Source organism: Erwinia endophytica, assembly GCF_009295515.1.
In the GTDB taxonomy this organism is placed as follows: domain Bacteria; phylum Pseudomonadota; class Gammaproteobacteria; order Enterobacterales; family Enterobacteriaceae; genus Erwinia; species Erwinia endophytica.
Genome location: NZ_RQVV01000024.1, coordinates 97,984 through 120,152 on the forward strand (window position 1 = coordinate 97,984; position 22,169 = coordinate 120,152).

General features: G+C 53.0%; 19 protein-coding genes. 17 read left to right on the forward strand and 2 right to left on the reverse strand.

Annotated features, from left to right (window positions below; all coding sequences use genetic code 11):
• Positions 1 to 551: 551 nt before the first annotated feature.
• The 15 genes from lrhA to EH228_RS08570 all read left to right on the forward strand — a co-directional run bounded on the left by lrhA (position 552) and on the right by EH228_RS08570 (position 18,096).
• Entirely contained in the window at positions 552 to 1,478 is a 927-nt protein-coding gene (gene lrhA / locus EH228_RS08500) for a transcriptional regulator LrhA (RefSeq protein ID WP_152321245.1), read from the forward strand.
• A 777-nt stretch (positions 1,479 to 2,255) separates the two neighbouring features.
• Complete coding sequence (locus tag EH228_RS08505) at positions 2,256 to 2,693, forward strand: NADH-quinone oxidoreductase subunit A (protein ID WP_152321246.1); 438 nt, start codon at positions 2,256 to 2,258, stop codon at positions 2,691 to 2,693.
• A gap of 15 nt (positions 2,694 to 2,708) precedes the next feature.
• Positions 2,709 to 3,383 carry a NuoB/complex I 20 kDa subunit family protein gene (locus EH228_RS08510; protein ID WP_152321247.1) on the forward strand — a complete coding sequence of 225 codons (675 nt, stop codon included), beginning with the start codon at positions 2,709 to 2,711 and terminating at the stop codon, positions 3,381 to 3,383.
• Between the two features lie 108 nt (positions 3,384 to 3,491).
• A complete protein-coding gene (gene nuoC / locus EH228_RS08515) occupies positions 3,492 to 5,291 on the forward strand; it encodes an NADH-quinone oxidoreductase subunit C/D (protein WP_152321248.1) in 1,800 nt (599 codons plus the stop codon).
• Positions 5,292 to 5,293: 2 nt separating this feature from the next.
• A complete protein-coding gene (gene nuoE, locus EH228_RS08520; RefSeq protein WP_152321249.1) occupies positions 5,294 to 5,809 on the forward strand; it encodes an NADH-quinone oxidoreductase subunit NuoE in 516 nt (171 codons plus the stop codon).
• The gene (gene nuoF, locus EH228_RS08525; RefSeq protein WP_152321250.1) at positions 5,806 to 7,152 is read left to right on the forward strand and encodes an NADH-quinone oxidoreductase subunit NuoF; all 1,347 of its coding nucleotides are present in this window, start codon (positions 5,806 to 5,808) and stop codon (positions 7,150 to 7,152) included. Before nuoE ends, nuoF begins: the two co-directional genes overlap by 4 nt.
• A gap of 208 nt (positions 7,153 to 7,360) precedes the next feature.
• Positions 7,361 to 10,087 (forward strand): NADH-quinone oxidoreductase subunit NuoG, encoded by a 2,727-nt coding sequence (gene nuoG, locus EH228_RS08530; RefSeq protein ID WP_152321251.1) that lies wholly within the window; start codon positions 7,361 to 7,363, stop codon positions 10,085 to 10,087.
• Entirely contained in the window at positions 10,084 to 11,061 is a 978-nt protein-coding gene (gene nuoH, locus EH228_RS08535) for an NADH-quinone oxidoreductase subunit NuoH (RefSeq protein ID WP_152321252.1), read from the forward strand. The genes nuoG and nuoH overlap by 4 nt, the downstream gene beginning before the upstream one ends.
• Before the next feature lie 13 nt (positions 11,062 to 11,074).
• A complete protein-coding gene (nuoI, locus tag EH228_RS08540) occupies positions 11,075 to 11,617 on the forward strand; it encodes an NADH-quinone oxidoreductase subunit NuoI (RefSeq protein WP_152321253.1) in 543 nt (180 codons plus the stop codon).
• Between the two features lie 10 nt (positions 11,618 to 11,627).
• Positions 11,628 to 12,182 carry an NADH-quinone oxidoreductase subunit J gene (gene nuoJ, locus EH228_RS08545; protein ID WP_152321254.1) on the forward strand — a complete coding sequence of 185 codons (555 nt, stop codon included), beginning with the start codon at positions 11,628 to 11,630 and terminating at the stop codon, positions 12,180 to 12,182.
• Positions 12,179 to 12,481 (forward strand): NADH-quinone oxidoreductase subunit NuoK, encoded by a 303-nt coding sequence (nuoK, locus tag EH228_RS08550; RefSeq protein ID WP_034916091.1) that lies wholly within the window; start codon positions 12,179 to 12,181, stop codon positions 12,479 to 12,481. Before nuoJ ends, nuoK begins: the two co-directional genes overlap by 4 nt.
• A complete protein-coding gene (gene nuoL / locus EH228_RS08555; RefSeq protein WP_152321255.1) occupies positions 12,478 to 14,316 on the forward strand; it encodes an NADH-quinone oxidoreductase subunit L in 1,839 nt (612 codons plus the stop codon). The genes nuoK and nuoL overlap by 4 nt, the downstream gene beginning before the upstream one ends.
• A 219-nt stretch (positions 14,317 to 14,535) precedes the next feature.
• Positions 14,536 to 16,056 (forward strand): NADH-quinone oxidoreductase subunit M, encoded by a 1,521-nt coding sequence (gene nuoM / locus EH228_RS08560; protein WP_152321256.1) that lies wholly within the window; start codon positions 14,536 to 14,538, stop codon positions 16,054 to 16,056.
• A 6-nt stretch (positions 16,057 to 16,062) separates the two neighbouring features.
• Positions 16,063 to 17,520 (forward strand): NADH-quinone oxidoreductase subunit NuoN, encoded by a 1,458-nt coding sequence (gene nuoN, locus EH228_RS08565; protein WP_152321257.1) that lies wholly within the window; start codon positions 16,063 to 16,065, stop codon positions 17,518 to 17,520.
• Between the two features lie 111 nt (positions 17,521 to 17,631).
• Entirely contained in the window at positions 17,632 to 18,096 is a 465-nt protein-coding gene (locus tag EH228_RS08570) for a GNAT family N-acetyltransferase (protein ID WP_152321258.1), read from the forward strand.
• 45 nt (positions 18,097 to 18,141) lie between these two features.
• Here EH228_RS08570 and EH228_RS08575 read toward each other — a convergent pair whose 3' ends face one another.
• Together EH228_RS08575 and EH228_RS08580 are read right to left on the reverse strand one after the other, a co-directional pair.
• On the reverse strand, positions 18,142 to 19,800 hold the full coding sequence (locus EH228_RS08575) for a glucan biosynthesis protein D (RefSeq protein ID WP_152321259.1): 1,659 nt from the start codon (positions 19,798 to 19,800) through the stop codon (positions 18,142 to 18,144).
• Positions 19,801 to 20,001: 201 nt separating this feature from the next.
• Positions 20,002 to 20,901 (reverse strand): LysR substrate-binding domain-containing protein, encoded by a 900-nt coding sequence (locus EH228_RS08580; RefSeq protein ID WP_152321260.1) that lies wholly within the window; start codon positions 20,899 to 20,901, stop codon positions 20,002 to 20,004.
• Between the two features lie 107 nt (positions 20,902 to 21,008).
• Between EH228_RS08580 and EH228_RS08585 the strand changes: the two genes are divergently transcribed.
• Both EH228_RS08585 and elaB read left to right on the forward strand, forming a co-directional pair.
• Positions 21,009 to 21,434 carry a VOC family protein gene (locus EH228_RS08585; RefSeq protein ID WP_152321261.1) on the forward strand — a complete coding sequence of 142 codons (426 nt, stop codon included), beginning with the start codon at positions 21,009 to 21,011 and terminating at the stop codon, positions 21,432 to 21,434.
• 189 nt (positions 21,435 to 21,623) lie between these two features.
• Positions 21,624 to 21,935, forward strand: coding sequence for a stress response protein ElaB (elaB, locus tag EH228_RS08590; RefSeq protein WP_152321262.1), 312 nt, complete (start codon positions 21,624 to 21,626; stop codon positions 21,933 to 21,935).
• Positions 21,936 to 22,169: the final 234 nt, after the last annotated feature.

Consider the following 22,169-nt stretch of genomic DNA (forward strand, 5'->3'; position numbering starts at 1 on the left):
TAACAGCATTTGACCAATAAAATCTGACTTTATTGATAAGAATAATCTCATTTGGGCTTAAAAAGTAACCGACAGTATGTCAGGATAATGCCCATGGGAGTTTTACGCGGAGCGTTTCTGTATTCACAGACAAGATGTTCTCCCGTTTTTGGTCTTAAATGTTAAGATTAATTTATTATTGTTATACTGTGATTACAGTGTTCCGATTGTTCAATTTCTTATGGTTGTTTTACACTGACAGTACTGTGGGCCAGGTTTGCCTGTCAGACTGCGGAGTTAATTGACCATTTCAGCGCTGCTTTCCGCAATTTATGGGTTAGTGTTGCGTGCATTAGTGATGTATCAGATGTAAGAACCTGTTGGCGGCTCGATCTGCAATGCCTGTCGCAGATAATTATGGCCGCTGAGGTTGCAACATCTGCGGAAGAACGAGATATAGCGGAGACTTAACATCGCTCATATCACGCCATTGTTATCGCCATATCTCTTTGATACGGCTGGTAATGACACCAGGGTAGTTGTTATTAAAAATCTTATAAAGTGAAGAAAACATGACTAGTGCAAATCGTCCAATTCTCAATCTTGACCTCGATCTGCTGAGAACCTTCGTCGCTGTTGCCGATCTGAACACCTTCGCGGCGGCAGCGGCGGCAGTCTGCCGTACGCAGTCTGCCGTCAGTCAGCAGATGCAGCGGTTGGAACAATTAGTAGGTAAAGAGTTGTTCGCCCGTCATGGTCGCAACAAACTGTTGACCGAACATGGCATTCAACTGTTGGGATACGCAAGAAAGATCCTGCGTTTTAACGACGAGGCCTGTACCTCCCTGATGTACAGCAATATTCAGGGGGTGTTAACCATTGGTGCATCTGATGATACGTCAGATACTATTTTACCGTTCCTGCTAAACCGGGTGACCTCGGTCTATCCTAAATTGGCCATTGATGTGCGGGTGAAGCGTAATCCGTTCATGATGGAAATGTTAAATCAGGGTGAGGTTGACCTGGTGGTGACCACCTCCAGCCCGATGAATTTTACCTGGCAAGTATTACGGACGTCGCCAACGCTCTGGTACTGTGCGGCCGACTACATCTTCCAGCGCGGAGAAGCAATCCCACTGGTGCTGTTGGATGAGCCAAGTCCGTATCGTGATATGGCCATTGATCATCTCAACGAGGCAGGTATCCCGTGGCGCATTTCTTATGTCGCTTCAACGCTGGCTGCGGTACGCGCCGCTGTGAAGGCGGGGCTGGGGGTCACGGCCCGCCCGGTAGAGATGATGAGTCCTGAGTTACGTGTTATGGGGGCGGCTGAAGGCTTACCCGTTCTCCCGGATACGGAGTATTTACTTTGTCGTAATCCGGAAAGCGACAATGAACTGGCACAGGCCATCTTCAATGCCATGGAAGCGAGCAGTGATCCCTATAACCTGACCGCGACGGGACGCGACAGCGCTTCTTTCTCGGATGACGATGAATAAAATCTTCGCGATTTGTTGTGGCAATCGGATGATGATTTTTTAGAGGCGAATACAGCCTGAATAATTCACGCTGCAGTAAGAGGACCGGTGCGCGTTCTGCTGAGCCAGGACGGGTCAGTGAGTAGGGTGGCTCACATCGCAACGTACCTGCAGCCTGAAGTCGGTCGCATTTTAAAAGCCTTCCAGCGTCTAATGACACTGAAAGGCTTTTTTTATGGTTTTTTATCCCCAGTACCGGTGGGGATGTTACGCTTTTTTTCTCCTGTTGATGCCATAATATCACCTCCTCCCACGAATCATTTTGATGCGTTATCAATTCGCCGCCTCAGACCTTGAATTGATCTTGATCAATCTACAGGCCAGGTCAATTTTTTCTCATAAAAGATAAAAGTGTGTTCTGGATCAAAAAAATAACCCTATAAAGGGGCAGGAAAAAGACGTAATTCCTGCGAGAATAGAGTCTACTAAATCCACGATACATGTAGGGGAATATCCATTACACTTATATTCACTGGGTGAAACTGACTCGATTTAGCTCACTTAGTGCGCATCATATGTTAAATAAATGTATCTAATGTAAACTAATGTCTTGAGTGATTCGCTAAGGTTGCTGAAAGGTTATAGAAATAAGTGAAAAAATTATAAAATTGCTGCATAATCAATAAAGACAGCAGCCTTCATGCGGTTTTTTATTTTTCCTTTAAATCGTGTGGTGGGTAACCTGCCGACTATCAGAGCAGGACGCCAGACACCACGTGTTGAATATAAGCAGAGTGTATGTCAACAACTACCGAAGTCGTCGCTCATCACTGGGCGTTTGCCGTATTTCTCATCGTTGCGATCGGACTGTGTTGTGCAATGCTGGCCGGGGCATGGTTTTTGGGCGGAAAAGCACGTGGACGCTATACCAATACGCCTTTTGAGTCTGGGGCCGCCCCCGTCGGGACCGCCAAGCTGCGCATGTCTGCGAAGTTCTATCTGGTTGCAATGTTCTTCGTCATCTTCGACGTTGAAGCCCTCTATTTATACGCATGGTCGACCGCCATCCGCGAGAGCGGGTGGGTAGGCTTTGTCGAAGCCACTATTTTCATTTTGGTACTGCTTGCTGGTCTGGTTTATCTGGTGCGTGTCCGCGCTCTGGATTGGGCCCCGGCGCCCCGGCGTCTCGTGGCCAGGCCAACGACCATTTCGCACGCCAATCGTCATACGCAGTAACAGCGAGGCATAAAGATGGATTATACGCTCACCCGCGCAGACCCGGACGGTGAGAATGACCGTTACCCACTGCAGAAACAGGAGATCGTTAGCGATCCTCTGGAAAAGCATGTCAACCAAACCGTTTATATGGGCAAGCTTGAGCATGCTTTGCACGATATGGTGAATTGGGGACGTAAAAACTCTCTGTGGCCGTTTAACTTCGGTCTTTCTTGTTGTTATGTCGAGATGACCACCTCATTTACTGCGGTCCATGATGTCGCTCGCTTTGGCTCGGAAGTTATTCGTGCCTCGCCGCGTCAGGCTGACTTCATGGTGGTCGCTGGTACCTGTTTCACCAAGATGGCCCCGGTGGTGCAGCGTCTTTACGACCAGATGCTGGAACCGAAGTGGGTTATATCAATGGGAGCCTGTGCCAACTCAGGTGGCATGTACGATATTTATTCTGTGGTACAGGGTGTGGACAAGTTTCTGCCGGTTGACGTGTATATACCCGGTTGTCCACCGCGTCCTGAAGCTTATATGCAAGCGCTGCTTCTGTTGCAGGAATCGATCGGTAAAGAGCGCCGTCCACTGTCGTGGGTGGTGGGCGATCAGGGGGTTTATCGCGCCAATATGCCATCAGAACGCGAAAGGAAGCAGGGTGAACGCATCGCGGTCACGAATCTGCGTACGCCTGACGAGATTTAAAGTGCGTTATTAATGGATGTGGTCTGACTGATCTGGCGCATAAAAAATACAACACGCGCCCGCCTCATCCTGACGCTAACACCGAGTCACACACATGGTGAACGACTTATGACAGATTTAACCACGCAACAACTCGCACAGCCTGAATGGCAAACCCGCGATCATCTGGATGATCCAGTTGTCGGCGAGCTGCGTAATCGTTTTGGGCCAGATGCCTTTACCATTCAGCCAACCCGTACCGGTGTTCCGGTCGTCTGGGTGAAGCGTGAACAGTTACTGGAAATAACCGAGTTTCTGCGCAAACTGCCGAAACCGTATGTGATGCTGTATGACCTCCACGGAATGGATGAACGTTTGCGCACCCATCGCGCTGGATTGCCTGCCGCAGATTTTTCTGTTTTCTATCATTTTATTTCCATTGAACGTAATCGCGACATCATGCTCAAGGTGGCATTGTCTGAAAAAGACCTGCATGTGCCAACCCTGACCCGACTTTTCCCTAACGCAAACTGGTATGAGCGTGAGACCTGGGAAATGTTCGGCATTACCTTCGATGGTCACCCTCATCTGACGCGCATCATGATGCCGCAGAGCTGGGAAGGGCATCCTCTGCGCAAGGACTATCCGGCGCGCGCCACCGAGTTTGATCCGTTCGAGCTGACTAAGCAGACGGAAGACCTGGCGATGGAGGAGATGACTTTCAAGCCTGAAGAGTGGGGCATGAAGCGTGGCACCGCCAACGAAGACTTTATGTTCCTCAACCTTGGGCCGAACCACCCCTCTGCGCATGGCGCTTTTCGTATCATTCTACAACTGGATGGTGAAGAGATAGTCGACTGCGTGCCTGATGTGGGGTATCACCACCGTGGCGCGGAGAAGATGGGTGAGCGTCAGTCATGGCACAGCTACATTCCTTATACTGACCGCATTGAATACCTGGGTGGCTGCGTCAATGAAATGCCATACGTGCTGGCTGTTGAGAAACTGGCCGGGATCAAAGTGCCGGAGCGCGTTGAGGTCATCCGTGTGATGCTTTCAGAGCTGTTCCGCATCAACAGCCATCTGCTATACATTTCTACTTTTATTCAGGATGTTGGGGCAATGTCCCCGGTGTTCTTTGCCTTTACCGATCGCCAGAAAATTTATGATGTGGTGGAAGCCATTACCGGTTTCCGGATGCATCCGGCCTGGTTCCGCATTGGGGGAGTAGCGCATGACCTGCCGAAAGGGTGGGAGCGCTTACTGCGTGAGTTCCTTGACTGGTTGCCAAAACGTCTGAAGGCTTACGAACAAACCGCGCTGAAAAATTCAGTGTTAATTGGTCGCGCCAAAGGCGTTGCCGCTTACGGGCTGGATGAGGCTCTGGCGTGGGGAACCACCGGGGCTGCCCTGCGTGCCACAGGCCTGGATTTCGATGTGCGTAAATGGCGCCCGTATTCCGGTTATCAAAACTTCGACTTCGAGGTGCCGATTGGCGATGGCGTGAGTTGCGCTTATAGCCGGGTCATGCTGAAGATGGAAGAAATGCGTCAGAGTTTGCGCATCCTGGAACAGTGCCTGAAAAATATGCCGGAAGGCCCGTTCAAGGCCGACCATCCACTGACCACGCCGCCGCCGAAAGAGCGCACGTTGCAGCATATCGAAACGCTGATCACTCACTTCCTGCAGGTTTCCTGGGGGCCGGTGATGCCAGCCAACGAATCCTTCCAGATGATTGAGGCGACCAAAGGGATTAACAGCTACTACCTGACCAGCGACGGTAGCACGATGAGCTACCGTACACGTGTGCGTACGCCAAGTTTCCCCCATTTGCAGCAGATCCCTTCGGTGATAAACGGCAGCCTGGTATCCGATCTGATCGTGTACCTCGGCAGTATCGATTTTGTTATGTCAGACGTGGACCGCTAATTATGCACGATCAAAAAATTGCGATCGAAACGATCGAAGATAACGCGACTTTTGTGCTGAGTGCAGCTGAACATGACGCCATCGAGCATGAAAAGCACCATTACGAAGATCCTCGGGCTGCATCGATCGAAGCGTTGAAAATTGTTCAGAAGCAACGAGGATGGGTACCGGACGGCGCGATCAACGCGATCGCTGACGTCTTGGGTATCCCGGCCAGTGACGTGGAAGGCGTGGCGACATTCTACAGCCAGATCTTCCGTCAGCCGGTTGGTCGTCACGTGATCCGGTATTGCGACAGTGTGGTGTGCCATATCACCGGGTATCAGGGGATCCAGGCGGCGCTGGAAGAGAATTTGCAGATTAAGCCAGGCCAGACCACGGCGGATGGACGCTTCACGCTGCTGCCAACCTGCTGTCTCGGTAATTGCGACAAGGGGCCGACAATGATGGTGGATGAAGATACCCATGTGCACCTGACGCCGGAAAATATCGCTACTTTACTGGAGCAGTATCAATGACATTCAAAACGATCATTCGTACTGCGGAGACGCATCCGCTGACCTGGCGTCTACGTGATGATAAACAGCCGGTATTTTTTGATGAATATCGCAGTAAAAACGGTTATGCCGGTGCCGAGAAGGCACTGAAGACCATGTCGCAGGAAGATATTGTGACCGCGGTGAAAGATTCAGGTCTGAAAGGCCGCGGTGGCGCGGGTTTCTCCACCGGGTTGAAGTGGAGTCTGATGCCGAAAGACGAGTCGATGAACATCCGTTACCTGCTGTGTAACGCCGATGAGATGGAACCCGGTACCTATAAAGACCGCCTGTTGATGGAACAAATGCCGCATCAACTGGTGGAAGGGATGCTGATCGCCGCTTTTGCCCTGAAAGCTTACCGTGGTTACATTTTCCTGCGCGGTGAATACATCGAAGCCGCTGCGAATTTACGCCGGGCGATAGCGGAGGCAACTGCTGCAGGCTACCTGGGGAAAAATATTCTCGGCACGGGGTTTGATTTTGAGCTGATGGTTCACACCGGGGCAGGGCGTTATATCTGCGGCGAAGAAACCGCACTGATTAACTCGCTCGAAGGTCGTCGCGCTAACCCGCGTTCCAAGCCGCCATTCCCGGCCTCCGCGGGTGCATGGGGTAAACCGACCTGTGTGAACAACGTGGAAACCCTGTCCAATGTTCCGGCGATCATCGCCAATGGCGTTGACTGGTACAAGGGCATCTCAACCAGCGATGACACTGGCACTAAAATGATGGGCTTCTCCGGCCGGGTCAAAAATCCGGGCGTCTGGGAATTGCCGTTTGGCATCACTGCACGTGAAATTCTGGAGGATTATGCCGGCGGCATGCGCGAGGGTCTGATGTTTAAAGCCTGGCAGCCAGGGGGCGCAGGGACTGACTTCCTGACGGAGTCGCACCTCGACCTGCCGATGGAGTTCTCCAGTATCGGTAAAGCAGGCAGCCGTCTTGGTACCGCGCTGGCGATGGCGGTTGACCATGAAATCAATATGGTGTCGTTGGTGCGCAATCTGGAAGAGTTCTTTGCCCGTGAATCTTGTGGATGGTGTACGCCATGTCGTGATGGCTTGCCGTGGAGTGTCAAAATTCTGCGCGCGTTGGAGCGGAAAGAAGGGCAACCGGGCGATATCGAGACCCTGCTGCAACTTTGTCGTCAGCTTGGCCCGGGTAAAACTTTTTGCGCCCATGCGCCAGGTGCAGTAGAGCCGTTGCAGAGTGCGATTAAATATTTCCGTGAAGAGTTTGAAGCGGGCATTGCGCCACAGGTTTACAGCAATGTGCATGCTATCGCTGGCATTCAGGAGAACCTGCTGAAAGCTCGCTGGTAAAGCTAAGAATTAAGATGCGAGAAGTCATCGTTGATTTTACCCAATAACTTTCTGGTCACGGCAAGGCAACAAGAGAACGCATCCCCGGGCGCTACAAGTCAGTGACCGGGGGAAGATAACGCCGTTAACGCTGCTGTGAGCGGAAATGAAGGGTAAAGGAATTGTGTTTAACGCTCGGTAATCCGAGCCTTACGGAAGCATGTTCACTATGGCTACAATTCATGTAGACGGTAAAGAATATGACGTCGATGGGGCAGACAACTTGTTGCAGGCTTGCCTCTCACTCGGCCTTGATATTCCTTATTTTTGCTGGCATCCGGCGCTGGGTAGCGTAGGGGCCTGCCGCCAGTGCGCGGTGAAGCAATTTCAAAATGCCGAAGATACCCGTGGCCGCCTGGTGATGTCCTGTATGACACCGGCAGCGGAGGGGACTTTCATCGCTATTGATGATAGCGAAGCAAAAGAATTCCGTGAAAGCGTGGTGGAATGGCTGATGACCAATCATCCCCACGATTGCCCCGTTTGTGAAGAGGGGGGAAACTGTCATTTGCAGGACATGACCGTGATGACCGGTCATAGTTTCCGCCGCTACCGTTTCACTAAACGTACTCACCGCAATCAGGATCTTGGGCCGTTTATTTCTCATGAGATGAACCGTTGTATCGCTTGTTATCGTTGCGTGCGTTATTACAAAGATTATGCTGACGGTACGGATCTGGGCGTTTACGGCGCACACGATAATGTCTACTTCGGTCGTCCGGAAGACGGGGCGCTGGAGAGTGAATTTTCCGGTAACCTGGTTGAGATTTGTCCCACTGGCGTATTCACCGATAAAACTCACTCCGAGCGCTATAACCGTAAATGGGATATGCAATATGCCCCAAGCATTTGCCAGCAGTGCAGCATTGGCTGTAATACCAGTCCGGGTGAGCGCTATGGCGAACTGCGCCGGATCGAAAACCGCTATAACGGTACCGTCAACCAGTACTTCCTTTGTGATCGTGGCCGCTTTGGTTATGGCTATGTGAACCTGAAAGACCGACCTCGCCAGCCCATGCAGCGTCGGGGTAACGACTGGATCATGCTGAACGCAGAACAGGCGGTACAGGGGGCGGCCGATGTGTTGCGTCAGGCGAAGAGAGTTATCGGTATCGGTTCACCCCGGGCCAGTGTGGAGAGCAATTTTGCTTTGCGTGATCTGGTTGGCGCGGAAAACTTCTCTACCGGTATTCCTGCCGCTGAGCAAGCCCAGATGGAGCTGATGCTGAAAGTACTGCGCGACAGCGGCATTCATACGCCGGCGCTGCGTGAAATCGAAAGTTATGATGCGGTGCTGGTGTTGGGGGAGGACCTGACTCAGGTCGGAGCGCGCATGGCGTTGTCGGTGCGTCAGGCGGTGAAAGGTAAAGCGCGCGAGATGGCCGCCGCTCAGAAAGTGGCAGACTGGCAGATTGCTGCCATCATCAACATTGGTCAGCACGCCAAATATCCGTTGTTTGTCACTAACGTGGATGCCACCCGGCTGGATGACATCGCGGCGTGGAGCTATCGTGCCCCGGTGGAAGATCAGGCGCGTGTCGGTTTTGCTATCGCTCATGCGCTGGATGAGCGCGCGCCGGCGGTGGAAGGTCTTGACCGCGCACTGAGTAATAAGATTGACGTAGTGGTCCAGGCGCTGGCCAGCGCGAAAAAGCCGCTGATTATTTCCGGCGTCCATGCCGGCAGTGAAGCCATGATTCAGGCGGCGGCAAACGTTGCCAAAGCGCTAAAAGGCCGTGGTGCCGATGTCGGGATGACGTTGTTGGCCGATGCGGTTAACAGTGTTGGTCTGGGGATGATTGGCGGCCAACCGCTTGAAGCCGCATTAAGCGAACTGGAAAACGGTGCGGCAGATGCGGTGGTAATCATGGAAAATGATCTCTATCGCCATGTCGCGAAAGCGAAAGTTGACGCGGTGCTGGGTAATACGCCGGAGGTGATTGTTATCGATCATCAGCGTACCCCCACTACGGAGAAAGCGGGGCTGATCCTTTCCTCCGCCAGCTTCGCTGAAAGTGATGGTACGGTGGTGAATCAGGAAGGCCGGGCTCAGCGCTTCTTCCAGGTTTATGATCCGTCCTATTACGATACTAAAGTGGAAATGCTGGAAAGCTGGCGCTGGTTGCATGCGTTGCAGAGTACCATCAATAGCCGTGATGTGGACTGGACGCAACTCGACCATGTCATAGATGCCTGCGTTGCGACATTACCGCAACTGGCCGGTATTAAAGATGCCGCGCCAGATGCCAGCTTCCGCATTCATGGTCAGAAACTGTCCCGTTCACCCGTCCGCGCCAGTGGCCGTACCGCGATGCGCGCCAATATCAGTGTGCATGAACCGCGCCAGCCGCAGGATAAAGACACCATGTTTGCCTTCTCGATGGAAGGGAACAACCAGCCGGGAGCCCCCCGCTCGCAGATCCCTTTTGCCTGGGCTCCGGGTTGGAACTCCCCGCAGGCGTGGAATAAATTCCAGGACGAAGTGGGCGGCAAACTGCGTAATGGTGATCCCGGCGTACGTCTGTTTGAAGCCGGAGACAGTCAACTCGACTGGTTTGAGGGGGTACCTGCGGCATTTGTCCGTCAGGAACACCACTGGCGTGTGGCGCCTTATTTCCATCTGTTCGGTAGTGAAGAGATGACCCAACGTTCCGCTGTTATTCAGCAACGTATGCCTGAACCTTATGTGATGGTCAATCCAGAGGATGCCGCGAAGCTCGGCGTGAATGTCGGAACGTTGGTTGAATTCATCTGTGAAGGTGAAATTCTGCGTTTGCCGGTGCGTTTTTCAGACTCGTTGCAGGCAGGGCAGGTTGGTCTGCCATTGGGAATGCCGGGGATTCCGCCATTCCTGCTGGGCGCCAGTATTGACAATCTGCGGGAGGCAGCACAATGAGCTGGCTGACACCGGAAGTTATCGAGGTCATCATCGCGGTCGTAAAAGCGTTGGTTATCCTGCTGGTCGTGGTGGCTTGTGGCGCACTGATGAGTTTTGGCGAACGTCGTTTGCTGGGCTTGTTCCAGAACCGCTACGGACCCAACCGCGTCGGCTGGGGCGGGTCGCTGCAACTCGTTGCGGATATGATCAAAATGTTCTTTAAAGAGGACTGGACGCCGCCATTTACTGATCGGGTTATCTTCACCCTCGCGCCAATGATCGCTTTTACTTCGCTGTTACTGGCGATGGCTATTGTACCCGTGACCTCAACCTGGATGGGCGCTGACCTGAATATCGGTCTGTTGTTTTTCCTGATGATGGCGGGTCTGGCGGTGTATGCGGTGTTGTTCGCTGGCTGGTCCAGTAATAACAAATATTCCCTGCTGGGGGCGATGCGTGCCTCTGCCCAGACGCTGAGTTACGAAGTGTTTCTTGGGTTGTCGCTGATGGGCGTGGTGGCTCGGGCCGGATCGTTCAATATGGTCGATATCGTTAACAGTCAGCAGCATCTGTGGAACATCATCCCGCAATTCTTTGGCTTTATTACTTTCGCTATTGCCGGCGTCGCGGTTTGTCACCGTCATCCCTTTGATCAGCCGGAAGCGGAGCAGGAACTGGCTGATGGTTACCACATTGAATACGCCGGGATGAAATTCGGCCTGTTCTTTGTCGGTGAATACATCGGGATCGTGACGGTATCTTCGTTAATTGTGACACTGTTCTTCGGTGGCTGGAATGGGCCATGGCTGCCACCGTTCTTCTGGTTCGCTATCAAAACGGCATTCTTCATGATGATGTTCATTCTGATTCGTGCTGCGTTGCCGCGTCCGCGTTATGACCAGGTGATGTCGTTCGGCTGGAAAGTATGTCTGCCGTTGACGCTGTTGAACCTGCTGGCGACGGCCGCAGTGATTCTGTACAACGCGCAGTAAGGGGCGAAAGATCATGACATTAAAAGATATTTTGGTCGGATTCGGCACCACGGTGCGCAGTATCGTACTGATTGGTTTAAACGCCTTTGCGAAACGTGAAACCATGATGTACCCGGAAGAACCGGTGTACCTGCCGCCGCGTTACCGTGGTCGCATTGTGCTGACCCGCGATCCCGATGGTCAGGAGCGCTGTGTCGCCTGTAACCTTTGCGCGGTAGCCTGTCCCGTCGGCTGTATTTCGTTGCAAAAAGCGGAAATGGCGGATGGCCGCTGGTATCCCGAATTCTTCCGTATCAACTTCTCGCGCTGCATTTTCTGTGGCCTGTGTGAAGAGGCTTGCCCGACCACTGCGATTCAGCTTACCCCAGATTTCGAACTGGGTGAGTTCAAGCGTCAGGATCTGGTGTACGAAAAAGAAAACCTGCTGATTTCCGGTCCGGGTAAATACCCGGAATATAATTTCTACCGAATGGCGGGAATGGCGATCGATGGAAAAGACAAGGGTGACGCCGCTAACGAGGCTAAACCTATCGACGTCAAGGGCTTGTTACCTTAAGGAGCCAGGCATGGAATTTGCGTTTTATCTTTGCGGACTGGTGGCGGTGCTCACGACATTACGCGTGATCACTCACACCAACCCGGTCCACGCACTGTTATATCTCATCATCTCCCTGTTGGCGGTGGCTGGGGTGTTTTTCTCGCTGGGGGCATACTTTGCCGGCGCGTTGGAAATCATCGTTTATGCCGGGGCGATCATGGTGCTGTTCGTGTTTGTGGTGATGATGTTGAATCTGGGGGATGCTGTGCAGGCGCAGGAACGAGAGTGGCTCAAGCCGGGCGTGTGGCTGGGACCCGGTCTCTGTTCTTTGCTGCTGCTGCTGGTGATGGTCTACGCCATTCTCTCCGTTCATGGCCAGGGCATCGACGGCAAGATGATCGATGCGAAAGCCGTGGGAGTCAGCCTGTTTGGTTCTTACGTGTTGGCAGTGGAGCTGGCTTCTATGTTGTTGCTTGCCGGGCTGGTGGTGGCTTACCACATTGGTCGCGAACAGCGTCCGGGTGAAGTGTTGAGTAACCGCACTGGGGATGCCGTGCAAAGCAATCAGGAGGAACACGCATGATCCCATTACAACATGGCCTCATTCTGGCGGCCATCCTGTTTGTTCTCGGACTGACTGGCGTGATAATCCGGCGCAACTTGTTGTTTATGCTGATTAGCCTCGAGATCATGATCAACGCCGCCGCATTGGCGTTCGTGGTTGCCGGGAGCTATTGGGGTCAGGCAGATGGTCAGGTGATGTACATCCTGGCGATCAGCCTGGCCGCCGCAGAAGCCAGTATTGGTCTGGCTCTGTTATTGCAACTGCATCGCCGCAGTCAGAACCTCAACATTGATAAAGTGAGTGAGATGCGCGGATGAACCTTCTCTATTTAACCATTTTGTTCCCGCTGATTGGCTTTGTGCTGCTGGCTTTTTCCCGCGGTCGCTGGTCAGAAAATGTGTCTGCCAGCGTGGGCATGGGATCCGTCGGTCTGGCGGCCCTGGTGACGATTTATGTCGGCATCGACTTTTTCCATCACGGACAGGCGGTTTTTAACCAGGCGTTGTGGACGTGGATGCAGGTAGGGCACTTCAATATCAAGGTCAGCCTGAGTCTTGACGGTCTGTCACTGACGATGCTGTCGGTGGTGACCGGCGTTGGCTTCTTTATCCATATGTTCGCCTCCTGGTACATGCGTGGAGAAGAAGGCTACTCACGCTTCTTTGCCTACACTAACTTGTTTATCGCCAGCATGGTGGTTCTGGTGCTGGCCGATAATCTGATGTTGATGTATCTGGGTTGGGAAGGCGTGGGGCTTTGTTCCTACCTGCTGATTGGCTTCTACTATACCGAGGCGAAAAACGGCGCAGCGGCGATGAAGGCCTTTATCATCACGCGTATCGGTGACGTGTTCCTCGCTTTTGCTTTGTTCATTCTCTATAACGAGCTGGGCACACTGAACTTCCGCGAGATGGCAGCGTTGGCGCCGGCCCACTTTGCTGCGGATAACACCATGTTGCAGTGGGCAACCCTGATGTTGTTGGGCGGCGCGGTAGGTAAATCTGCTCAGTTGCCGCTACAAACGTGGCTGGCGGATGCGATGGCCGGTCCGACGCCGGTTTCTGCGTTGATCCATGCGGCGACCATGGTGACGGCGGGCGTCTATTTGATTGCCCGTAGCCACGGCCTGTTCCTGCTTACGCCGGAGGTCTTGCATCTGGTTGGGATCATCGGGGCGATTACGTTGGTGTTGGCGGGTTTTGCCGCGTTGGTGCAGACCGATATCAAACGTGTTCTCGCTTATTCCACCATGAGTCAGATCGGTTATATGTTCCTCGCCCTGGGTGTACAGGCGTGGGATGCGGCTATTTTCCATCTGATGACCCATGCATTCTTTAAAGCATTACTGTTCCTCTCTTCCGGTTCGGTTATCCTTGCCTGCCATCACGAGCAGAATATCTTTAAAATGGGCGGCCTGCGTAAGAGCATTCCGCTGGTTTATATCTGCTTCCTGGTCGGTGGCGCGGCGTTGTCAGCATTACCGCTGATTACCGCAGGCTTCTTCAGTAAGGATGAGATCCTTGCTGGTGCGCTGGCGAACGGACACCTTAACCTGATGGTTGCCGGGCTGGTCGGCGCGTTTATGACCTCGTTGTATACCTTCCGGATGATTTTCATCACTTTCCATGGCGAAGAGAAAATTCATGCTCATGCCGGTAAAGGGGTGACCCATCACTTGCCGCTGGTGGTACTGCTTTGCCTCTCAACCTTTATTGGCGCAATGATTGTGCCACCGCTCAAAGGCGTCCTGCCAGATACCACTGAGTTGGCGCATGGCAGCGTGGTGACGCTGGAAATGACCTCCGGCGTGGTGGCGATTGTCGGGATCCTGCTGGCGGCGGTCCTGTGGCTGGGGAAACGCTCGCTGGTGACGCGCATTGCCCACAGCGCGCCAGGTCGTTTCCTCGGTGCATGGTGGTTCGCCGCCTGGGGGTTCGACTGGTTGTATGACAATGTTTTCGTCAAACCTTATCTGTTCATTGCCTGGTTGCTAAAAAGCGACCCGCTGAATGTGCTGATGAACATCCCGGCACTGTTCTCCCGCCTGGCGAACAAAGGGTTGGTGGTCAGCGAAAACGGTTATCTGCGCTGGTATGTCGCCTCCATGAGTGTCGGGGCCGTGGTGGTCCTGGCACTGCTGATGGTGGTTTAACGGTTAGTGAGCTGGGATGGGGATTGCTCCCCAGCCCATTGTAAAAGTGTAGAGAATATTCCCCTAATAAATGGGCGTTATCGGCGAAGGGAGTTTTGTTACCGCCAGCGTGGAGCAACCGCAGCATACTTTAGTCTGTGAGGATTGCGAGCACTGCCGGAAGGCAAAATACCGGGTAAGATAGCCCAGGCGGGGACAATAGAAGGGAAGAAAACCGCCATGTTATTACCCTGGCTAATACTTATCCCGTTTATCGGTGGTCTGCTCTGTTGGCAGTTTGAGCGCTTTGGTAGCAAGGTGCCGCGTTGGATTGCGTTGATCGCAATGGGATTGACACTGGCGCTTTCACTGCAACTCTGGCTGCAGGGCGGTTATTCGCTGACCCAGAGCGCTGGCATTCCGCAATGGCAGTCAGAATTTCTGGTTTCGTGGATCCCGCGTTTTGGCATTAATATCCATCTGGCACTGGACGGATTGTCGCTGTTGATGGTGGTGCTGACTGGTTTGCTGGGCGTGATGGCAATCCTCTGTTCATGGAATGAAATTGAAAAATGGCAGGGTTTTTTCCACCTGAACCTGCTGTGGATCCTTGGCGGCGTGATGGGCGTGTTCCTTGCCATCGACATGTTCCTGTTTTTCTTCTTCTGGGAAATGATGCTGGTGCCGATGTACTTCCTGATTGCCTTGTGGGGGCATAAAGCATCGGACGGTAAAACGCGTATCACTGCCGCGACCAAGTTTTTTATCTATACCCAGGCCAGCGGCCTGGTGATGTTGATAGCGATCCTGGCGCTGGTTTTCGTGCACTATAACGTCACAGGGGTGTGGACCTTCAATTATGAAGCGCTGCTGAAAACCCCGATGTCGCACACCGTCGAATACTTGCTGATGCTGGGCTTCTTTATCGCTTTTGCGGTAAAAATGCCGGTTGTTCCGTTGCATGGTTGGTTGCCGGACGCGCATAGTCAGGCGCCTACGGCCGGTTCAGTCGACCTGGCGGGGATCCTGCTGAAAACTGCGGCCTATGGTCTGTTGCGATTTTCGCTACCGTTGTTTCCACAGGCATCAGCAGCGTTCGCGCCTGTTGCGATGTGGCTGGGGGTAATCGGTATCTTTTACGGCGCGTGGATGGCGTTCTCGCAGTATGACATCAAACGTCTGATTGCTTATTCCTCGATTTCGCATATGGGTTTTGTGCTGATAGCCATCTATACCGGCAGTCAGTTGGCGTTCCAGGGCGCGGTGGTGCAGATGATTGCCCACGGTCTTTCCGCGTCGGCACTGTTTATCCTGTGTGGCCAATTGTACGAGCGCCTGCATACGCGTGATATGCGCCAGATGGGGGGCTTATGGGCACGCATTAAATGGTTGCCGGGGTTATCGCTGTTCTTCGCGGTAGCGAACCTGGGGATGCCGGGGACCGGGAACTTCGTCGGTGAATTTATGATCCTGACGGGGAGCTTCCAGACAGTGCCGCTGATTATTATTGTGGCGACGTTTGGTCTGGTGTTCGCTTCTGTTTACTCGTTGATCATGATGCAACGTGCTTATTATGGCGCGCCAAAATCTAATACGCCGCTACGGGGCATGTCGCCGCGTGAATTTCTGATGATTATGGTACTGCTGGTGCTGTTGGTGCTACTGGGGGTTTACCCACAGCCGATTCTGGACACCTCACATGCTGCAATGAGTCATATTCAGCAGTGGTATACCGCTTCAATTTCAACTACAAGGCCGTAATTCGCCATGACAATAACTCCTCAACAATTGATCGCGCTTCTACCGATGCTGATCGTCGGATTGACGGTGGTAGTTGTGATGCTGTCCATTGCGTGGCGACGCAACCACTTCGTCAACGCCACACTGGCGGTCGTGGGTTTGAACCTGGCGCTGTTCTCGCTCTGGTGGGTGGGCCAGGCAGGCCCGATGGATGTCACACCGCTGCTGCGGGTCGATGGTTATTCGATGCTGTATACCGGGCTGGTGGTCCTTGCCAGCCTGGCGACCTGTACTTTTGCCTACCCGTGGTTGGCGACGTACCCGGATAACTGCGAAGAGTTCTACCTGCTGGTGCTGATCGCGGCTCTTGGCGGTGTGGTGCTGGCCAGCGCGAACCATCTGGCTTCGATGTTGATCGGTATCGAGCTGATTTCCCTGCCGCTATTTGGTTTGGTTGGTTATGCTTTCCAGCAAAAACGCTCGTTGGAAGCCAGTATCAAATACACCATCATGTCTGCGGCGGCTTCATCCTTCCTGCTGTTCGGTATGGCGCTGCTGTATGCCGATTCCGGCAACCTGAGCTTTGCTGCTTTAGGTAAGAGTCTGAACGACGGTATGCTGCATCAGCCGCTGTTACTGGCCGGACTGGGGATGATGATTGTCGGCCTCGGTTTCAAATTATCGTTGGTGCCGTTCCATCTGTGGACACCGGATGTTTATCAGGGGGCGCCAGCACCGGTTTCGACTTTCCTGGCGACGGCCAGCAAGATAGCTGTCTTCGGTGTGGTGATGCGTTTGTTCCTGTACGCGCCAGTGGCGGACAGTGAGACGGTACGACTGGTGCTGGCGGTGATGGCTTTCGCCTCGATCCTGTTCGGTAATGTGATGGCTATCTCGCAGAGCAACATTAAGCGCCTGTTGGGTTACTCTTCTATCGCACATATGGGTTATCTGTTGGTGGCGTTGATTGCGATTCAGACGCATCAGCTTTCGCTGGAGACGGTGGGCGTGTACCTGGCGGGCTATCTGTTTAGTAGTCTCGGTGCTTTCGGCGTCGTGAGTTTGATGTCCAGCCCTTATCGGGGGCCGGATGCGGATTCTCTGTACTCATACCGAGGTCTGTTCTGGCACCGTCCGATCCTGTCGGCGGTGATGACCGTGATGATGTTGTCGCTGGCCGGTATCCCGATGACGTTGGGTTTTATCGGTAAGTTCTACGTCATGGCCGTCGGCGTGAGCGCCCATCTGTGGTGGCTGACTGCGGCGGTCGTGGCTGGTAGTGCTATCGGGCTTTACTACTATCTGCGTGTGACGGTAAGCCTGTACCTGAATCCGCCTGAGCTGCTTCATCGTGATACCCCGGCTAACTGGGCTTTCACTGCGGGTGGCGTGGTGGTCCTGATTTCGGCGATCCTGGTACTGGTGCTGGGTATCTATCCTCAGCCGTTGATTTCGCTGGTTCAGCTAGCGCAACCGCTGATGTGATTCGTTTTCCAGCAGTGATAAATGGGCTCCCAGGAGCCCGTTTTTTGTCTGAAAAAATCCCCTGAAAACGTGTAGAGTAATAAAATTGACACCCGCAGTGAGAAAAGGGAAATGGATGTTAACTGGCTGGACCTGCACCACAGTGAGCTTACGGTAACTCAGCTTTACCAGATTTTGGCATTGCGTAACGCGGTGTTTATCGTCGAGCAACATTGCCCTTATCAGGACGTGGATGGTGCTGACCTGAACGGTGAAAACCGCCATCTGTTAGGCATGCTGGATAATCAATTGCTGGCCTATGCCCGGCTGTTGGCTCCTGAAACTGATGATAAGCCGGTGAAAATTGGTCGGGTGATCGTCTCCGGGGAGGCCCGTGGGCTGAGCCTGGGTTATCGGCTGATGGAACAGGCGATCACGCTCTGTGAATATTACTGGCCACAGTACACTATCTTGCTGTCAGCACAGGCGCATTTGCAGGGGTTCTATGCCCGTTTCGGCTTCCAACCGGTGAGCGAACCTTATCTGGAAGACAATATTCGGCATATTGATATGGAAAAATCATGCCTGACTGAATGAGTCAACGCTGGGAAACGGCCTTGACTCATAGTGACAGGGGTTTTCTTAACGGGCCGTCATCTGGCGGTCATCGATGTATTTTCGCCGGTCTGGCGCGGGGGGGAAATACTGATACAGCCAGGTCTCACTCAGTGTTTCATCTTTGGTACGCAGGAACAGACGCATGTTCACCGGCTCAACGGAATCGCTGTTCGGGTACCAGTCAAACAGGATCCGGTAGCCATCGATTGGCTCGACATAGAGGATTTCCACCTGCTTAATGCTACCTGAGGTCACATTGATGACCGGTTCGATACCTTTTGGTGCTGCCGCGTTCAGATCACCGCCGACAAAATCAACCGCAAAGCGCCGCGCCCAGACCTCCGGATAGTGTTCGCCCGGCGCCCAGCCTTCCGGGAAGCCGCCCATACCGGTTCGGGTCGCCCTGACCCGCGCTAACGCACTGGATACTGGCGGCATGCCGCTCCAGTACAATTTGTAGCTGAAACTGTGCTCGCTGCCAGCCTTAATCGTATCGGCTGGATGCCAGAAGCAGACAATGTTATCCAGCGTTTCACCGGTGGTAGGGATCTCCATCAGATTGATCGCGCCTTTGCCCCATTTGCCAACCGGTTCAACCCACAGACTCGGCCGCTTGTTATACCAGCCAATCACATCCTGATAGTCCTGGAAATCGTGATCCAGTTGCAGCATGCCGAAGCCACGTGGATTTTCATCCTGGTAAGCATTAAAAGTCAGGCGTTGCGGGTTATTCAGCGGGCGGCAGATCCATTCACCAACCCCGGTCCACATCGCCAGACGATCGGAATCATGGATTTGCGGATGGATCGTGTCGCACATGCGGCGTTCATTGGTGCCGCAGCTGAACATGGTGGTCATCGGCGCAATACCCAGTTGGGCTATATCCTTACGGGCATAAATATGGTTTTCCACCTCCATCACCACGCGTTTTTGTTCGCAGTGGATGATGAATTTGAACGCGCCAGTACAGCTTGGGCCGTCCAGCAAGGCATAAACGGTAAAGCTGGTCTCTTCCGCTTTCGGTGTTTCAAACCAGAACGCAGTAAAGTCAGGGAATTCTTCTTTGCCATTACTGAAGGTATCAATCGCGACACCGCGGGCAGAGAGGCCATACTGATAAGTGTCATCAACGGCGCGAAAATAACTGGCGCCGAGGAAGGAAACGATATCTTTGCTGGTCAATTCAGGTTTCTTGAAGGCCCGGAAACCGGCAAAGCCCAGGTCGGTTTTACCTTCCAGTTGTTGGGTATCCACATCGGCATTGTGGTAGTTAAACAACTCAGGTCGGAAGTGAATTTCGCGGGCCTCACGGCTGGCGGCATCAACGGAAAACATCCGTAATCGACGTTTAAAACCCATGCCGACATGGAAGAACTGGACGTCAAGTTGACGATTGGGAATATCATTCCACAGTGAATGGTTAGCGTCGTACTGGATGGCGTTGTAGGCCTGCGGCGTTAGCGTTGCCAGCGTTTCTGGCAACGGGGCTGGCGCGCCGCCATAGGGTTGCTTAGCCTGTTGGGCCGCCATCTTTTTGAGCGTCTCAAAACTAAATTGCTTCGCGTTACCATCGGCAATGCTGCTATCTGCCCAGGCGGCCTGCGCAAACAGCGTTGATAAACCGGACATTCCGCTGACCGCTGCGCAAGCCATTGACGCTTTCATAAACATTCTTCGATTCATGCCAGAAATCATATCCTTTGCTGAACGGAGTTTGTAAAGACTGCGTGCTGTTGCACTCAGGGGCTGACTCGTGCGCCCGCAGCCTTGATTTACCTGAATTATGGAACAGGCTGTAGCGAGATACGACAGCGTGCCATGACGAAAATTCAGTTACCGGAAAACTTATCAGATAAATCCAATAAAAGCAGTGTATTCCTGTGATTAAGGCTGTCTGGGCGCCGGTTCCGGAGGATTCTTGTTACTGTGCTGCCGCAGTGTTTCGGTGATAAATTTATGCAGGGGAGCCTGACGATTGGCGTGGCGCATCACCACGATCAGCTCGCGATAAAAGGTCAGCTCGCCCAGCGATACAATGCGTACGCCGGAAGGACGATCGACCCACAGTCCGGCCAGCGGCACCAGCGCGACACCGAGCCGCATTTCGACCATTTTTACGATCGCATCTATTTCATCAATTTCCAGGGCCAGTTTGGGATCGAGACGTTGTTCGCGTAGAAATTGTGTGACCAGACGGCCGCCAAATGAGGTGCGATCGTAGCGGATAAAAGGATTATCGCGGATCAGTCTGAACACATCGTCTCCGGCCACATCCGGCGGCACAATCAATACGAAAGGCTCTTTTTGCAGGGTTTCAGCGTACAGATCTTTGGTCAGCGCAACGCCGGGTTTGATAACCACCGCCAGGTCGATGTTACCCGCCTCCACTTGGGTTAACAGGTTGAAAGAAACTCCTGGGATCAGCTTGGTTTCCAGCTCCGGAGCCTGTTGACGCAGATTGACCAGTACGGCAGGGAGAATGCCGGTTTGTACCGAAGCGATAGCGCCAATTTTAATCGCCCCGCGATAGTCACTGAGGCTTTCGGGTTGCGCCATACGGTTAAAAAGAGTGAGGATTTCCCTGGCCATCGGCAGTAGGCGGATGCCGTTGGCATTCAATGCCACGGCACGGCCTGAGCGATCAAACAGCTTCATGCCCAGCGCACCTTCGAGTATCCGCATCTGTGCGCTGACAGCTGACTGTGTCAGGCCAATCTGTTGCCCGGCAGCGGCGAAAGTGCCGGTCTGGCTGATGGCGATAAAGGTTTTCAGTTCCCGCAGCATGATTTCAGACTCACCAAAATAATTGTTGAATTATCGTAAAAATATTCGCTTTTCAAAAAAAATATTATCTATAGCATTGATGAAATACAACGTATTCGGAGATGATTATGTCCCTCAGCCCGTTTCACTTGGCGATCCCGGTCACTGACCTCGCCGCTGCCCGCCATTTTTATGGCACCGTCTTTAATTTGTCTGAAGGTCGCTCCAGCGATAAATGGGTAGATTTTGACTTTTATGGCCACCAGTTAGTGATTCATGAGCATCCGAAAACCGCCTCGCAGGAATCAGTGCATAAAAATGCCGTTGATGGACACGGTGTACCTGTGCCGCATTTCGGTCTGGTACTGAGTTGGGAAGACTGGGAAGCGCTGGCGGCGCGTCTGCGTGATTTCCAGATTAAGTTTGAAATTGAACCTTATGTGCGGTTCAAGGGACAAGTGGGTGAACAGGCCACGATGTTCTTTTACGATCCCAGCGGCAATGCGTTGGAGTTTAAAGCCTTTAAAGATATCGGGCAGATGTTTGCAAAATAGCGTTTCCGCTCTCTTCCTGAGCTGACGGATTGCAGACCCATTCTGGACACCGGCCATCATGGCCGTTTTTTTTGCCTGCCAGCCTCATCGATGACATTTATTATCAGTTAATTCCTGGTCACCGTACGGGCAGAACCGCTAAAAGTGTCTATAGTTACTGGAAATTGTTATCCGCGCAATGGAGGAATAATGACGACGACCACTGAACCACAAGACTCGCATCTGGACGATGACCTGGCTTTGCTGACTGAAACGTTGGAAGAAGTGCTGAAGTCTTCCGGAGACCCTGCGGATCAGAAATATATTGAGCTTAAGGCTAAAGCCGAAAAATCGCTGAGCGAGGTTAAGTCGCGCATCAGTCATGCGTCTGATGCGTATTACTATCGTGCTAAACGGGTGGTATACCGAGCCGATGAATATGTTCACGAGAAGCCGTGGCAGGGGATCGGTGCTGGCGCAGCCCTCGGGCTGGTTGTGGGATTATTGCTGGCGCGTCGCTAAGTCACTCGCGGGTCGGACAGCGTACAGAGACGGGTGTTCTTCGGGGGCCCGTTTTTTTATTGCATGCGACCCGTTCACCGTGTGCCGAACAGCGCAGACCGCCAGACAGCGAAGCGGTCGGTGGCCGATTGGAACGGCACACCACGAGCCGGAAACCTTATTGATACTGTCCTGAATCAAAATGGCGCGGGAAAGGGGATCTTATACTGCGCTTTGCTCGTTTGATCTGGGGTG

Excerpts from the sequence above, each read along its gene's own strand:
- nuoC (WP_152321248.1), top strand. The coding sequence starts at position 3,492 with ATGACAGATTTAACCACGCAACAACTCGCACAGCCTGAATGGCAAACC.
- EH228_RS08570 (WP_152321258.1), top strand. The coding sequence starts at position 17,632 with ATGGATGTTAACTGGCTGGACCTGCACCACAGTGAGCTTACGGTAACT.
- nuoG (WP_152321251.1), top strand. The coding sequence starts at position 7,361 with ATGGCTACAATTCATGTAGACGGTAAAGAATATGACGTCGATGGGGCA.
- nuoI (WP_152321253.1), top strand. The coding sequence starts at position 11,075 with ATGACATTAAAAGATATTTTGGTCGGATTCGGCACCACGGTGCGCAGT.
- nuoL (WP_152321255.1), top strand. The coding sequence starts at position 12,478 with ATGAACCTTCTCTATTTAACCATTTTGTTCCCGCTGATTGGCTTTGTG.
- EH228_RS08585 (WP_152321261.1), top strand. The coding sequence starts at position 21,009 with ATGTCCCTCAGCCCGTTTCACTTGGCGATCCCGGTCACTGACCTCGCC.
- nuoE (WP_152321249.1), top strand. The coding sequence starts at position 5,294 with ATGCACGATCAAAAAATTGCGATCGAAACGATCGAAGATAACGCGACT.
- nuoM (WP_152321256.1), top strand. The coding sequence starts at position 14,536 with ATGTTATTACCCTGGCTAATACTTATCCCGTTTATCGGTGGTCTGCTC.
- lrhA (WP_152321245.1), top strand. The coding sequence starts at position 552 with ATGACTAGTGCAAATCGTCCAATTCTCAATCTTGACCTCGATCTGCTG.
- nuoJ (WP_152321254.1), top strand. The coding sequence starts at position 11,628 with ATGGAATTTGCGTTTTATCTTTGCGGACTGGTGGCGGTGCTCACGACA.
- EH228_RS08580 (WP_152321260.1), bottom strand. The coding sequence starts at position 20,901 with ATGCTGCGGGAACTGAAAACCTTTATCGCCATCAGCCAGACCGGCACT.
- elaB (WP_152321262.1), top strand. The coding sequence starts at position 21,624 with ATGACGACGACCACTGAACCACAAGACTCGCATCTGGACGATGACCTG.
- nuoK (WP_034916091.1), top strand. The coding sequence starts at position 12,179 with ATGATCCCATTACAACATGGCCTCATTCTGGCGGCCATCCTGTTTGTT.
- nuoH (WP_152321252.1), top strand. The coding sequence starts at position 10,084 with ATGAGCTGGCTGACACCGGAAGTTATCGAGGTCATCATCGCGGTCGTA.
- EH228_RS08575 (WP_152321259.1), bottom strand. The coding sequence starts at position 19,800 with ATGAATCGAAGAATGTTTATGAAAGCGTCAATGGCTTGCGCAGCGGTC.
- EH228_RS08510 (WP_152321247.1), top strand. The coding sequence starts at position 2,709 with ATGGATTATACGCTCACCCGCGCAGACCCGGACGGTGAGAATGACCGT.
- nuoN (WP_152321257.1), top strand. The coding sequence starts at position 16,063 with ATGACAATAACTCCTCAACAATTGATCGCGCTTCTACCGATGCTGATC.
- nuoF (WP_152321250.1), top strand. The coding sequence starts at position 5,806 with ATGACATTCAAAACGATCATTCGTACTGCGGAGACGCATCCGCTGACC.
- EH228_RS08505 (WP_152321246.1), top strand. The coding sequence starts at position 2,256 with ATGTCAACAACTACCGAAGTCGTCGCTCATCACTGGGCGTTTGCCGTA.